This is a genomic window from Pueribacillus sp. YX66, assembly GCF_041725775.1.
Lineage (GTDB): Bacteria > Bacillota > Bacilli > Bacillales > UBA6769 > Pueribacillus.
On the sequence record NZ_JBEUEL010000009.1, the window covers coordinates 67,956 to 82,726 of the forward strand.

Consider the following 14,771-nt stretch of genomic DNA (forward strand, 5'->3'; position numbering starts at 1 on the left):
ACCAAAGATTTTCAGTTTTTATAAAAAATTTCAGGGGGTGTAATTATGCAACAAGAACCAATGACCATTGAAAATATCCGAAAAGAAGATTTGCTTCGCAAAAACAATTTGACGATGATTTTACTCGTCGTATCTGGAATTATCGGTATTGCAGTTAACGTTTTTCTCATCGCCGAATATATTTCTTCACTTATAATAGCTATTAGTGTCGTCGTTGGAATTTCGATTTCATTTTACTTGCAGAAAAACGATATAGCGGTACATATTGTTCCGTACATATTAAATGTCGCAACCTTCCTCTGTTTCTTTATTATTGTGATGTCAAATGCGTCTATCACGAGCGTCATGCTGCCATTTTTCATGTTGGCGATTGCATCGATTTCATCAAATCGAATTATTCTCGGAGTTTCTGCATTATTAACGGTAGTGATGCAATCATTCATAGTTTTTACTTTTGGTGACATGATCGGGCTTGAATCAAATAATATTGTTACCGTCTATTTATTAAGTATCCTTGTCATTATCGTTCTTTTTGCTCAACAACGCGTTTCTTCTGCTATGCAAGAACAGACTGAAGAAAGCCAAATCCAAATCGCCAAGCAATTTGACCAAAATAAAAAACAACAAGAGATGCTCAATACGAACACGCAAATTGTAAGCGAATACACTGGTCGACTTGCGAAACAAAGTGAAGAAAACTTGCATTCGTTAAGTGAAATGGACATCGCATTCCAAGAAGTATCCACGTCAATGCAAACATCAACAGAACGAATTACTGATATTAAAGAAACGATTGTAACGACATCACAAGCCATCCAAGAAATGTCAGAACTTTTAAATGATTTGAAAAACCAAGCCGAAGCGACAAGCGATTCATCTGAAAATGGTAGGACGAATGTCGAGCAACTCATTCGCCAAATGAAATACTTTAAAGAAATGATCGAAATGTCAGCAAACGAAATGACCGTGCTTGCGAATAAAATTAAAGAAACGACATCGTTTGCATACAACATTGAAGAAATCGCTTCGCAAACGAACTTGCTTGCATTGAACGCTTCAATTGAAGCAGCACGAGCCGGTGAACACGGAAAAGGATTTGCCGTCGTCGCAGATGAAGTGAAAAACTTATCAGAATTAACATCAAAAACCGCTGCACAAATCTCGAAAAATTTAATTGAAGTTAACGAAAGCACTGAATTCAACCATAAGCAAATGAGTGAAAATGCGAGCGTCATGCTAAAAAACATGGAAAAAACGGAAGAAACGAAACATGCATTTATGACGATTGATGAAGCGATCGAAATGCTACAAAAGCAAGTCGAACGGCTCACTGTTCAATCTGGAGAAGTCGAATCATCTAATGAATTTATTGAAAAATCAATTAACGACTTCGCTGCAGCGATTGAAGAAACGACAGCGACAATGGAAGAATTAACGGCAACTGTCAATGAAAACACGAACAACAACCGACAAGCTGTAGAAATGGTCAACCGGATTGATGGTGTCATCCAATCGATGGTGGAAAATTAATTGCTGAAAAAAACGAAACCGGGTCACTACCTTAATAATTAAGCTGGCTCGGTTTTGGATTATCGTTCGTTTTTTTCACGAGCGTCATCGCTACAAGCAATAACATGATGACGACTATTAAAATGCCAGATAAGAAAATCCAGCCCGCCGAAAAGCTTCCAGTTTTGTCAACGATCAAACCGAAAAGCGGTGGTCCAAGAATGACACCCCATGAACCGATCATAATGCTAAATCCACTTGCAGCACCAGATTGCTCTCGTGGCACGAGCTCCGTAGCTGCATTCATCCATACACCATTAAACCCTGCTATACAAAACCCGAAAATGAACGTAATGACAGCCATAACCCCAAACGAAGTTCCTGTCGGTAGTTGTGAAATAACGATTGAAATGAACCCTGCAAAAATCGAAATAAGCATAAGGATAATTAAGCGCCTGCCGTTAAAAATACGATCACTAATCACACCCCAACCGACGCGACCGAACGAACCGCCAATTTCTGAAATGACTAGCAAAACACCGGCTAGCACTAGCGAGATTGCCAGCTTTTCATATGCAAACAAAACTAAATACGTATTTAACATCATTTGACTGCCTTGTAGCCCAACCGCTGCCAAACTGACGAGCAAAAGCGGCTTATGTCGTAACATGACTTTCATTGATGCAAAAAAACCGCCTCGATTCGTTTTTCGTATTTCGTTTTCACGCGGCGGATCGTAGTAAAATAAATACGTCAAATACCCAACGACGATTAATAGTAATCCGGCACCGAGTAGAACAGGTCGCCACCCGAAAGCGTTTGCCAATGGAAGAAGCACGAGAGCGGCGAGTGCCGACCCAAGCGTAACCCCCATTTGCTTAATCCCCATCGCCGTTCCGCGCGTTCTTGCTGTAAACCAATACATAATTCCGCGGTTAGAGACAGGATGCATCGCACCGTACCCAAGACCGCCTACCGTAATCATAATCAAAACGAGAATAAAAAAAGACGTCAACGTCATAAACATAAAGCTAGCTCCGAGACAAACCGCTAGAGCTAGCAAAAGTCGTTTTGAGCCAAGTTGATCTGTTACATACCCGACGGGAATGGCGGCGATCGACTGACCGAGGAAAAGAGCCGCGGGCAACATTCCGATTTGCGCCTTCGTCAACGACAAATCATGTCCAATTAACACACCTAAAGGTGCTAGACTTCGCCCGACAAACGCTACGAGCACTTGTGTTGCAAATAGCCATGCAAGCATTTTCCATGGTGTCATAGAGCTATATGTATTTTGGGTAACTGTTGCTTTCATACGGCTCAACTCTTTTTCGCTATTCCGGAGCTGTTAGACAACCGAAGTTTTAACTCTGATTACTTTGATACTATCATGTTCCATGTGCATTTGGAATAGGTACCTTTCATTATATAAGAGGTGCTACAGACCCTAAGACTTTGATAAGAAAAAAAGATCGGGCACACACCCCGATCAATCTTTTAATTCAATTGCAATGTTTTGTTCGAATTCATGATCGCATCAACGACATCATCTGCTGTGATCACTTCTGCCCCATCGATAATATCTTCTTTTGCGACCCCGTTATGTTCCATGCATGATGAACAAACTTTCAGCTTTCCGCCTTGCTCTAAATACACTGGCAAAATATCTTTGATTGCTTTAAATGGCGGTCCGATATCAATTTTATCGGCATAGCCTTCTGCCGCTAAATGAACCGCATCAGATAGAAGCAATATCTCGACACGATGTCCTTTCTCTAACGCTTTCGCTCCCATCGTAAACGCAATCGTCACATTGTTTTCATCCCGTTCATGCGCTGTCAACGTAATTAATAAATCTGCATAACTCATACCTTAAATCAGCCTCCTATGTTGTAATACCTATACACGTATAGTATACTCCTATCCTATTCTATATATCAACATATCCAGATATAGGTCTGAAAAGACACGAAAAGAAATAAAAAATGCAAGGACTGATGAACAGTCCTTGCATTTTTTAGACTTATACGAACATTTGCTGTAAAAAGCCCTTTTTCTGTTCTTCTAGAGCTTCAAGCTTTTCTTTTTCCTTTTCAATTTTGCGATCGATGGCAGAAAGGTAGTCAGCGATTTTTTGTTGTTCTTTTAAAGATGGTGTATAAAATTTAAATGATGAATATTCTTTAGCGTTAATTCCAGGTTGACCAGAACGCATTGACATTACACTGACCCAATTTTTATATTTACGTGTTAAAGTTTGATAAAAAACAAAACGATGGTCATATCCTTTCTTTATAAGAGCACGAATTAAAAAGCCAGCATAATACATTTTGCCATCTTCTTTTCTATACATATAACTTTTTCCTGTACTTGCTCCTGTTCTTGCAAAAAGAATATCTCCTTCTCTAACTCTATAGTCTTCTGAAATAGAACCTGCAGGAGATACTTTATTAGAATCAATATATCTATGACTCTGTTCATCTATATCTGTAATACGAATATATTTGTTTTCTCCATCATAATCGATAGCGGCTACATTTAATCCATAGGTAAGGGGTTTACTTAATTCTCCTAACGTAGTTTCTTCCCACTCCGGAAACTCCCCACCATTCTCATCCTTAAACCTCAACTTCGGAGTCTTTTCACTCATATCCCCAACTCCTCGAAATACTTCTCTAATTCGCGATCAATTTCTTCCATCTCGTCGTCGATTTCTTTTAATTTCATTTGAACGGCTTCGAGGTCGACGGGTTTCTTCTTCTTCAAATGTGTCGACGTAGCGTGGAATGTTTAAGTTGTAGTCGTTTTCTGCAATTTCTTCTAACGTTGCAGCGTATGAATATTTGTCAATCGTTTCTCTATTTATATACGTGCTCATCAAGGATGTTTTGAGTGATGAGCTTGAGACGGTCTTTATGCATCAACACTTCATCCGTCAGAATACCTTCCACCTTTGTATCGTCTTCTTCATCCACTTCAATATTGATCGTTTTAATATATTCAACGGAGAACCCAAGCACGTTATTGTCATGTATCGCATCTTTAATTAAGTACGTGTGCAAACACTTTTCAAACAAGTCCGCTGTTGAGCGGCCGTCTTGGCTTTTATTTTCTTCAAAACGGGGTGTACCCGTAAAACCAAAATATTGTGCCTGCTGAAAATGTCGGGAAATATCGCGGTGCATGTCCCCGAACTGACTGCGATGACATTCATCAATAATAAACACGACACGCTTATCCCGATACTGGTCCATCACCTTCGCATAACGAGGATTGTTGACGGCATTTGCCATCTTTTGGATCGTTGTTAAAATAAGCGGTTTTGATAAGTCTTTCATTTGTAAAACGAGCTTGTCAGTTTTATCTGTCGTGTCAACAGAACCGGGTTCAAATTTATTAAACTCAGAAATCGTTTGGCTATCGAGATCTTTTCGATCAACTAAGAAAAAAACTTTATGAATGCTTTCTTCATTCGCGAGAATTTGACTCACTTTAAACGAAGTGAGTGTCTTCCCACTTCCTGTCGTATGCCAAATGTAGCCGTTATTTCTCGTTTCAAGCGCACGCTTCACCAAGGCTTCTACGGCGTACACTTGATATGGGCGAAGCACCATTAAAATTTTGTCTGTTTCGTTTACGACCATATAACGAGCGATCATTTTCGCAATGTGGCATTTTTGTAGAAAGGTCGTTGTAAACTCATGCACATTCGTTATTCGGTTGTTCTGTTCATCCGACCAAAAGAATGTATAGTCGAATAATATGTCCGCGTCGGAATTCGCATAATATTTCGTGTCAACCCCGTTTGAAATAACGAACAATTGGAGAAAACGGTATAATCCAGGAAATGAATGCTTGCGATAACGCTCGATTTGGTTAAATGCTTCTTTGAAATCAAGCCCGCGGCGCTTCAACTCGATTTGCACGACAGGTAGTCCATTCATAAGCAACGTCACATCATAACGGTTTACATATTTACTTTCAACCGTCGTTTGTGAAGTCACTTGGAAAATATTTTTACACCAATCTCGTGCATTAAACAACTCCAAATACATTTCCGAACCATCGTCACGCTGGAAGTGCTGCTTGTCCCGAAGAAGCTTCGCAGTTTCAAAAATACTTTTTCCCCCGATATGTGTCAGGAAACGACTGAATTCTTTATCGGTTAGCGAATTGCCTGCAAGCTTTTCTCGATTAAAAGCATTCAACTGTTCGCGAAAATTTGCAATTAACGCATCATAATCAGGGATTTTCACTTCTTCATAGCCTTGCTTCACAAGTTGTTGGATTAATAGTTTCTCTAACTCCGCTTCTCGTTGATAACCCATGCGTCTTGACCCCCGCTTGCTTGTAGCTTCCGTACATAATAACTACTATTATAGTACATCTTTCGTTCGAAGTAGGGAAATGTTCTAAAAGATTTTGAGAAAAATCAACTCTAGCATGACTGAAGTAGTTTTCTGCTTATTCTTGTTAAGAATTGCGTTTATAAAGTAAAAACATGAGCAATGGGCGATGGGAATTGATGAGGAACAAGACTTTACGGTTGATGTCTCTAGCCATAAAAACACATTTGAAGAAATCGTGTTTCTCGGAAAAGTCATACTTTCAAACAATCTCGACTTCAATGCTTGACCTATCGTTTCACAATCACTCCATTATTTGTACGTATAGCTTTTTATTACATTTTCGATTCAGCGTTTATTCCTCTCCTTACACCTCAGGTGTCGGCGTCGGCTCGGCATAGCCTTCTTTATATTGATTATCAATGTGGTCACGAATGTCCTTGATTGATTTTCCCTCGCTATACATGACGATCGATTCCGCTGCAATATCTAGGCACGCTTGGCATCTCGTCGCATGGTCGTCCCAGACGAGTGAACCGTCCTCGTTATTTTTGTAAATGAAACAATCGTAGTTGTCTTTATGCCCGACGGAATCGCCACAACCGCAGTAACACGGGATCTGTTCAAGTAAGTGTTGGTGTTGGGAAACAGCCCTATAGATAAGTTTCATATCATCTGATTTATTGTCTAAAAAAGGTGGGAGTACAGACGTTGATTCTGTTTCTTCCCGCAAATCACCGAGTTGCGGTTGTTGAGAATGATTTTCTGCTTTTTTCGTTGAACAAGCTCCTAACGGCAAGGACAATAAAGCAAGGATAAAGAATAAGTTTACGATCTTGCGCATGATGCGAACCACTCCTATTTTCTGTACAGTCTATCCATATGTTAGCACAACAGAACGATTTATAACCGTGGCAATCTGACGAAAACGTGTTCAAATTATTTTTAGCAACTCAATCATTCTCACGGATACTATCCCTTTCAATACAGGGTTCCCGCAATCGGTTTAAACAATAATAATTTCCGAAGATTAAGATTTATATATCTATTCTAGGAAAATTATTATAAACTTATAGTATGTGACTTTTGATTGAAAGGGGTATATAAAATGCGAATTCAATTAAAACATTTTATTAATGGAGAATGGGTCGAGTCGACTGGTTCAAGGATTATTGACGTCATCAACCCAGCTACAGAAGAAGTGATTGGCCAAATTAGTGACGGGACAGAAGAAGACCTCAATAAAGCTGTTGCAGCAGCAAGAGCGGCTTTTCCGTCGTTTTCTCAAACGACGAAAGAAGAACGAATTCAATTGTTAAATCGAATTGCTGACGAATATGAGAAACGCAAAGGCGATATTGTGAACGTCATTACGCAAGAATTAGGAGCACCGCTTTCAATCAGTGAAAGAACACACTACAACATGGGATTGGCTCATTTCCGCCAGGCAGCGAAGGAGCTAGAAACTTTTGAATTTAATGAAAGGCGTGGAAATACGGTCATCCGTAAAGAACCGATTGGGGTAAGCGGACTGATTACACCATGGAATTTCCCGACGAACCAAACCGCCACAAAGCTCGCAAGTGCTTTTGCAGCAGGGTGTACGGTTATATTAAAACCTTCAGAGCTTACACCTTTCGCAGCTATTATTCTTGCTGAAGTGTTTCAGGCAGCGGAAGTACCTAAAGGTGTCTTTAATCTTGTCAATGGAACAGGGGAAATTGTCGGAAATGGCATTAGCTCTCACCCTGATATCGATTTTGTCTCCTTTACTGGATCTGGTGCAGTAGGTCAAAAGATTACCGAAAACGCAGCAAAAACAGTTAAAAAGGTCGCCCTTGAACTGGGAGGCAAATCTCCCCTCATCATTCTTGATGACTTTGATATGAAAAAAGCTGCCAAAATCGCGGTTACAAACGTTGTGTTTAATTCTGGTCAGGTATGTACAGCCGCAACGCGGACACTCATACCAAAATCAAAGCATGATGAGTTTATTGAAGCCGTCAAAGAAGTCCTACCGAATTATCGTGTTGGGGACCCCCTAGACGGAACAAACTTCTTAGGACCGCTCATTTCTGAAAAGCAATACAAACGCGTGCAAGGCTATATTGAAAAAGGGATCGAAGAAGGTGCCACACTCGTTGAGGGCGGAACCGGTAAACCGGAAGGCTTGGAAAAAGGCTACTATGTTAGGCCGACCGTATTTACAAATGTAAAAAATGATATGGTCATTGCTCAAGAAGAAATCTTTGGACCTGTCATGTCTATCATTACGTATGAAGACGTCGATGAAGCGATTGAAATCGCCAATGATACGATTTATGGTTTAGCTGGGTATGTCGTTGGCGAAGACAAGGAAACGGTTGAGAAAGTTGCAAACTCCATCCGAGCTGGTCGTATTGTTGTAAATGGTGCTTCCGGGGACTACTCTGCTCCATTTGGCGGCTATAAACAATCCGGCATCGGTCGTGAGTGGGGCGACTATGGGATTGAGGAATACTTAGAAGTAAAATCAGTTGTCGGTATGTAGCTCTCAATGATATAAGTCCTTAAGCAAAAGCACTTATCCATCGGGTAAGTGTTTTTGTTGTTTTTCTTTTCTCTTCCCTCCAGAACATTCGTTCCGTATAATAGTAAGAGGAGTTGAGCTTAAATGGCCTATGCGAATGATGAAGAGAGAACATTAGTTGAACAGATGATTTTTCTTCCGTTAGTAAAAAAGGTGCTCGTTCATGATGCTCAGGCACTCGCTACCTACACAAAATTACCTCGACCCTATTTGAAATTAAACGAAAGCATCTTCCGAACAGTAAGCAATGACTTACGGATCGTAAAACGTGAAGTGTATAAACGAGGAATGAAAGTATTTGAGGATTCGAGAGATCATACAAGCATTGTGTATAAAGCGTACGTTCGCGGGTACGAAGAAACATACCGTTATGCTTTTGTTATTTTAAAAAACAAAACAGAAGAATATTTAGAAAAATATATAATTCACGCAAAAAATGACCGAAATGAACAATGACTGTTTCTAAAACAAAACATCACAAGACCCACGATTCATCGTCTATTTAATCTCCAATGAGATGAATATCCATGTAAGTAGGAACAGCAAAACGATTCCGTGTACCCGTCAATCCTCGAAATAAAACAGCATGTGTTGACGGAATCATCCGCCTACCATCGCATTTGTCTTCCATCAGACCTCGTTCGACTTGCATTCATTCAACTACGGATTTTAAAACGATTAAACTTGCGATAAAATCTTTTCAAGCAACAAACGTCACTTTTACTTCCTATCTTCGTTTCCAGGATTTGCAGGGCTTCAATCCACTAAAAATATGATTGAATATCCATACGAATAGACGTAAGCCAATAAATAGTACTTTACAAATAGCCATCAAGTAGGTTGTGTTATATTTCTGAATATTGTTATAATACTTAAATATAGTTCACTTTCATGGAGAAGGTGCACTAAAAAATTGAGAGGTGAATGAAATGCCGGAGGTTCTTTCAAAACAGGTTGAAAACTTACTTCACGAATATAATCGCCAAATCCCTTCCGTCGCTCACGTACTCTGCGACCGTCATAATCAGAATAAAGTCGCACTATGTTATGAAAATTCAGTAGGTGAAAAGCAAACTTATACGTATGGTGAACTAGCTGAACTTTCTAAGAAATTCGCCACTGTTCTTCATAATTTAGGGATTAAAAAAGGACAACGTGTCGCTATTCTATTACCAAAGGGACCTGAGCTCTTCATTTCGGCTCTTGCTGTTTGGAGACTTGGGGCGATCCATGTTCCTTTGTTTACCGCATTTGGTCCGCAAGCGATCGCTTACCGTGTAAATCATAGTGGTGCACAAATTGTCATAACCGATTCAGAAAATCGTGCAAAACTAAACGAAACAGCATCTGAATCAAATCCAATTGACACTTCTCGTGTCCACGTGATTACTGTAACGTCTGAATCTGAACATGTTCTTGAATCGAAGTCTTCTGACATCCAATTTTGGAATTCGCTTTACAATGCCACTCCCCTCTCGAAAAACAGTGAAGTCACAGGAGATGATTTGTTCATTTTGCTTTTCACTTCAGGGACGACAGGGCAACCAAAAGGCGTAGAAGTTCCTGTAAACGCATTGGCAGCTTTTGAAGGATATATGCGGTTTGGACTTGACCTCCGGAAAGATGATGTCTTTTGGAATATCGCTGATCCTGGTTGGGCTTACGGCTTATATTTTGCATTAATTGGTCCCCTACTTCTAGGTCAGACGACGATGATGTTCAACGCAAAATTTAACGTCGAAGAAACATATCGCATTCTCGAAGAATATGAAGTCACAAATTTTGCAGCTGCACCAACGGTTTATCGTGCAATGCGAGCGGAGGGAATTCCTCAGGACTCGAAAGAAAAATTAAAATTACGTGTTCTTTCAAGTGCCGGTGAACCATTGAATCCAGATGTCAGTGCGTGGGCCGAAGCTCATTTAGGTGTCCCAATCCACGACCATTACGGACAAACTGAACATGGGATGATCGTTAACAACCATCATTACGCAGAACTTCAGCATACCCTTAAAATGGGCTCAATGGGTAAACCGATGCCAGGCTATCGAATCGTGATTATCGATGAAAAAGGCAATGAATTACCACCTGGTGAAGAAGGTCAAATTGCCATCGATACAGAGCATTCTCCTTTGCTATGGTTTCGTGGCTACTACCAAGATCAAAAACGTACAACTGAGCGATTTACGATGGACGCACGTTACTATTTGACAGGTGACAATGGTAGCCGAGACGATGAGAACTATTTTTATTTTTCTGGACGTTCGGATGACATTATTACGAGTGCGGGGTATAAAATAGGACCATTTGAAGTCGAAAGTGCATTGATGAATCATAAGGCTGTAGCGGAAACAGCAGTTGTGGGGGTCCCAGATGAAAAGCGCGGAGAAATTGTAAAAGCGTTTGTCGTCCTTCGTTCAGGTTTTACACCAAGTGATGAGTTAAGCCAAAAATTAAGCCAGTTTGTAAAAGAGAATTTATCAGCCCATGAATATCCACGTGAAATCGAGTTCGTCGAAACACTGCCCAAAACACCAAGTGGTAAAATCCAACGCTTTCTATTACGCGAAAATTAGCATTTTTAAAGTATACAGTTGTCAAGCATAACTTGACAACTGTTTTTAGGTTGCTTTTCACACGTGAAGACTGTGTTTTTGCGAGTTTGTCCCAGTTCACTTTCGACATATAAGCCTTTCATCACAAAGTCTAATCCAATCCTTTTTGAATATGCATTCTTTTGTTTCTCGTATTCTATAAAAAATCGAAAGATCGTATTTGCTAGTTTTTGTTTTTAATTATAGTACGAGACTTTATTTTATCAAAATCTCTCTATACCATCTTTCACTATGATGTTTTCATTAACGAAGCTAGTCGCGTAGGATTGTGGAAAATTCAGCTTTTTTCCTCCAAAGAAGATTTATGAATCTATCTTACCTTGGGTAAAATTTTCATCCTTCCCCTTACTAATCATACAAATATGCGACAAAGCTTTCTTTTTCGTCATAAATATGACAATTATGCGATCCCGTCTTGTTCCCTTTTTTATCGCTTAGCCGATTGCTCAAAGTTTTGCTTCCAGATTGGTTTGAAGAAATTTAAGTCGTAAATAGTTCATCATCAGACAACGTGCTTACGCACCCTATTGCAACATCCATAATGTCACAAAGTATACAATAATCATGCATCGTGCCCATCAGGTTAAATGGTCGTTCGGTAACTTCAAGTTCAATGACAACTTCACCTTCCTCCGTTTCGGCAATGTTAAGCCCGCGCGCTATTGCATTAGATCTTTCACCGATTCAACGATTTCCATCTTTCATCATTCTTATTCTAGTCACCATCTAAAGTGCAATGTGAAAAAGAGGAGAATCTTCCCTTCTTCCATTTTTTATGTTAATATGCCGATACTTTTTTGTTCAATTGTTGTTTTGCAACAGCGTATTCTTGAGCAAGCCGGTCAATATATGCTTCGGCGCTCGTAATATCTTTAATCACTCCGATCCCTTGTCCACACCCCCAAATATCTCTCCATGCTTTTGCATCTTTATTTCCACTGCTAGCAAAGCTCATTTGGGATGGATCGCTTTCTGGAAGTGAATCGGGATCCAAGCCAGCATTGCGAATCGATGGTGCAAGATAATTACCATGAACACCAGTGAAGTAGTTACTATACACGATGTCGTCAGATGTACTTTCAGTAACCATCTGCTTATATTCTTCAACAGCTCGTGCTTCATATGTTGCAATAAACGGTGATCCAATATAAGCAAAATCAGCACCCATCGCTTGAGCAGCAAGTATGCTTTCGCCTCTCGCAATTGAACCAGACAATGCAAGTGGTCCATCAAACCACTCTCGAATTTCTTGAACTAATGCAAATGGACTTTTTGCACCAGCATGCCCACCAGCTCCTGCGGCAACAGCAATTAAGCCATCTGCACCTTTTTCGATCGCCTTGTGAGCAAATCGATTATTAATGACATCATGTAGAACAGTTGCGCCATAGCTGTGTGCTGCAACATTAACTTCCTCACGAGCACCTAAAGATGTAATAATAATTGGAACCTTGTATTTTACACACAGTTCCATATCTTGCTCTAAACGTTGATTTGAACGGTGTACAATTTGATTAATAGCAAACGGTGCAGCGGGTCGATCGGGGTGACGAGCATTATGTGCTTCTAACTCTTCAGTAATTTCCGCTAACCATTCATCGAGCTGAGAAATCGGTCTTGCATTCAATGCAGGCATTGCACCGACAATTCCTGCTTTACATTGGGCAATGACTAGCTTTGGATTACTAATAATGAAAAGCGGTGCACCAATGACAGGAATACGTAAGTTTTGTAGAATTGATGGAATATGTGACATATTTTTTATCTCTCCATTCTAATTATTGATTTTATAAACAATTTGATTACGGCAAGATCAGCCAAGTTTAAGAACGATTTGCTTTACTAGATTGACGACAATACGTTTATTGGAATTCAGCAATAATTGAAGAAACAATATGTAGTGAATCCCATTCTCCTTCGGAAATCGTAATAATAGGATATTTTTTTGGGAAAAGTTTCGCATTAATTTCTTCTAATGATAATCCCTGTTGATAAAACTCTTTCACTTCCCCAGTTAGATTTTCAAGGTTTTCCAACTTTTCTTTCAATACTTTTTTTCCGTTTTGTATAAAGCCAGCGTGACAGCAAAACATTGAATCAAAATCATACGTAAGTAACTTTCGGATTGAATCCATAATGACTGGAATCGATTCCGTATTCATGATAACTTTTGTTTCGGGATGCACGAATAAATCACCTGAAAATAACTGTCCTGTTTCTTTGTTAAATAGAGAAACGTGATCATCTGCATGACCCGGCGTATAAATCACCTCCCATTCCCTGCTCCGTGATTGAATTGTATCACCGAGTGGCACCGCTGTAAACGCTTCCCTTTTTCCCCAAGTCAATTGGCGGTATAGTGGATATGGATAAGGTTCAGCACAAATTTCGATTCCGTTCGGATGAACGTAAATAGGAACATTCCGGTTTTTTTCAATCCATGGAGCAGTGCCTGAGTGGTCCTCATGACTATGTGTTAACGTTACTAACTCAAATGAATAATTTTCATAAAACGGGATTAAACTTGCTTCCGCTCTTTCCGGTCCTGTATCGATGAGCATTCCATCAACGATAAAAACAAACACTGGATTCGCTTTTTGACCCGCAATTGAAATTTGCACTTTTCCACAAGTTACGTTTTCTCTTTCAAATACTTCAATCATTAGTTCACACCTCTATCGTTTCACAATGACCGCCATCGTACAACGAGAAATACAAATCAATTTTCCGTTTTCGTCAGTAATTTTTATATCCCAAACCATTGTCGTCCGTCCTTTGTGAAACGGTGTAGCTGTTGCTGTTACAACGCCATCTGCTTTACTACGAATATGATTTGCGTTAATTTCCATCCCAACGGGATTATATTTTGATTGATCAATATTGATAGCTGTTGCAATTGTCGCTGCGGTTTCCGCCAATGCAACAGAGGCTCCACCGTGTAAAATCCCCGCTGGCTGCCACGTTTTTGGTCCGACAGGCATCGTCATGACAACACGATCTGGTGTCAATTCTACATATTCCATGTCGAGTTGCGCAAGCAACGTATTTTCGTTTTGTTGCTTTATTTGTTCTGCAAACTCTTCCTCATTTTTTGCGCCAAAACGTTCTAAAATGTCGTTTGAAATAATCATGTCAATCGACCTCCTCGGATTCCAATATCAAAAAGCATTTGTTTAAACTGATTTCTTTCTTTATCATCTAGTCCAGACAAGACTTCTTCATTCATTTCATCCATTTTCTTTTTTAATGGCTGTTCCAATTCTTTACCTTTTTCCGTTAAGTAAATCAGTTTTGTGCGTCGATCCGTCGGATCAAAACGTCGTTTAATGAGCTCATTTTGTTCAAGACGATCGATGATTCCTGTAATCGTCGCACTATCTAACAACAAACTTTTGCCCAGTTCATAACTAAACTGTCCATCTTTTTTCCACAGTTGATAAAGAAGAGCGTATTGCACTGGTGTAACACCATAAGGCTCGAGTTTCGCTTTACTAATTTGACTCGCTCGTTGTAACGCTTTTCCAAGTAAAAAGTGGACACAAATATGACCTGCGTTTATTTCATTCACCTCCTAATTAAATATTCGAATTACTCAGAGTATACCATGTGCACAAGTAGTTTGTATACAAGTAATTTGTGCGCAAACAATAAAACGACTCTCGTTCATTGTTGATTAGCGTAAATGCTTGCCATATAATGGGGATAGAATCAACAAAGACACAGGTGCTAGCC

The 14,771-nt window shown here is 39.7% G+C and carries 13 protein-coding genes and 2 pseudogenes; 4 read left to right on the top strand and 11 right to left on the bottom strand.

Features of this window, described 5'->3' with window-relative positions:
• The first annotated feature begins 45 nt into the window (after window positions 1–45).
• Complete coding sequence (locus ABU914_RS06115; RefSeq protein ID WP_379668849.1) at window positions 46–1,530, top strand: methyl-accepting chemotaxis protein; 1,485 nt, start codon at window positions 46–48, stop codon at window positions 1,528–1,530.
• Between the two features lie 31 nt (window positions 1,531–1,561).
• Here the strand turns inward: ABU914_RS06115 and ABU914_RS06120 are convergent, their stop codons facing one another.
• The 6 genes and pseudogenes from ABU914_RS06120 to ABU914_RS06145 all read right to left on the bottom strand — a co-directional run bounded on the left by ABU914_RS06120 (window position 1,562) and on the right by ABU914_RS06145 (window position 6,699).
• Window positions 1,562–2,824, bottom strand: a complete 1,263-nt coding sequence (locus tag ABU914_RS06120) for an MFS transporter (RefSeq protein ID WP_379668850.1) — start codon at window positions 2,822–2,824, stop codon at window positions 1,562–1,564.
• Window positions 2,825–3,006: 182 nt separating this feature from the next.
• Complete coding sequence (locus ABU914_RS06125; protein WP_379668851.1) at window positions 3,007–3,378, bottom strand: DsrE family protein; 372 nt, start codon at window positions 3,376–3,378, stop codon at window positions 3,007–3,009.
• A gap of 154 nt (window positions 3,379–3,532) precedes the next feature.
• Window positions 3,533–4,159, bottom strand: a complete 627-nt coding sequence (locus ABU914_RS06130; RefSeq protein ID WP_379668852.1) for a restriction endonuclease subunit S — start codon at window positions 4,157–4,159, stop codon at window positions 3,533–3,535.
• Window positions 4,156–4,390 (bottom strand): annotated as a pseudogene (locus tag ABU914_RS06135) (N-6 DNA methylase); the annotation flags it as partial. The gene ABU914_RS06130 and the pseudogene ABU914_RS06135, both read right to left, overlap by 4 nt.
• Window positions 4,380–5,837, bottom strand: a pseudogene (locus tag ABU914_RS06140) (type I restriction endonuclease subunit R); the annotation flags it as partial. The pseudogenes ABU914_RS06135 and ABU914_RS06140, both read right to left, overlap by 11 nt.
• A gap of 385 nt (window positions 5,838–6,222) precedes the next feature.
• Window positions 6,223–6,699, bottom strand: a complete 477-nt coding sequence (locus ABU914_RS06145) for a PCYCGC motif-containing (lipo)protein (RefSeq protein ID WP_379668853.1) — start codon at window positions 6,697–6,699, stop codon at window positions 6,223–6,225.
• Between the two features lie 264 nt (window positions 6,700–6,963).
• Here ABU914_RS06145 and ABU914_RS06150 point away from each other — a divergent pair, with 264 nt between their 5' ends.
• Complete coding sequence (locus tag ABU914_RS06150; protein ID WP_379668854.1) at window positions 6,964–8,385, top strand: aldehyde dehydrogenase family protein; 1,422 nt, start codon at window positions 6,964–6,966, stop codon at window positions 8,383–8,385.
• A 123-nt stretch (window positions 8,386–8,508) separates the two neighbouring features.
• The gene (locus ABU914_RS06155) at window positions 8,509–8,880 is read left to right on the top strand and encodes a YhjD family protein (protein WP_379668855.1); all 372 of its coding nucleotides are present in this window, start codon (window positions 8,509–8,511) and stop codon (window positions 8,878–8,880) included.
• Between the two features lie 46 nt (window positions 8,881–8,926).
• Here the strand turns inward: ABU914_RS06155 and ABU914_RS06160 are convergent, their stop codons facing one another.
• Window positions 8,927–9,076, bottom strand: coding sequence for a hypothetical protein (locus ABU914_RS06160; RefSeq protein WP_379668856.1), 150 nt, complete (start codon window positions 9,074–9,076; stop codon window positions 8,927–8,929).
• A gap of 277 nt (window positions 9,077–9,353) precedes the next feature.
• On the opposite strand from ABU914_RS06160, the gene ABU914_RS06165 reads away from it, so the two are divergent.
• Window positions 9,354–11,000: an AMP-binding protein gene (locus tag ABU914_RS06165; protein ID WP_379668857.1), complete on the top strand. Its 1,647-nt coding sequence runs from the start codon at window positions 9,354–9,356 to the stop codon at window positions 10,998–11,000.
• 817 nt (window positions 11,001–11,817) lie between these two features.
• Here ABU914_RS06165 and ABU914_RS06170 read toward each other — a convergent pair.
• The 4 genes from ABU914_RS06170 to ABU914_RS06185 all read right to left on the bottom strand — a co-directional run bounded on the left by ABU914_RS06170 (window position 11,818) and on the right by ABU914_RS06185 (window position 14,607).
• On the bottom strand, window positions 11,818–12,795 hold the full coding sequence (locus tag ABU914_RS06170) for an NAD(P)H-dependent flavin oxidoreductase (RefSeq protein WP_379668858.1): 978 nt from the start codon (window positions 12,793–12,795) through the stop codon (window positions 11,818–11,820).
• A 106-nt stretch (window positions 12,796–12,901) separates the two neighbouring features.
• Window positions 12,902–13,702, bottom strand: coding sequence for an MBL fold metallo-hydrolase (locus tag ABU914_RS06175; protein ID WP_379668859.1), 801 nt, complete (start codon window positions 13,700–13,702; stop codon window positions 12,902–12,904).
• A gap of 12 nt (window positions 13,703–13,714) precedes the next feature.
• Entirely contained in the window at window positions 13,715–14,170 is a 456-nt protein-coding gene (locus ABU914_RS06180; RefSeq protein ID WP_379668860.1) for a hotdog fold thioesterase, read from the bottom strand.
• Entirely contained in the window at window positions 14,167–14,607 is a 441-nt protein-coding gene (locus ABU914_RS06185) for a MarR family winged helix-turn-helix transcriptional regulator (protein WP_379668861.1), read from the bottom strand. Before ABU914_RS06185 ends, ABU914_RS06180 begins: the two co-directional genes overlap by 4 nt.
• Window positions 14,608–14,771 lie beyond the last annotated feature (164 nt).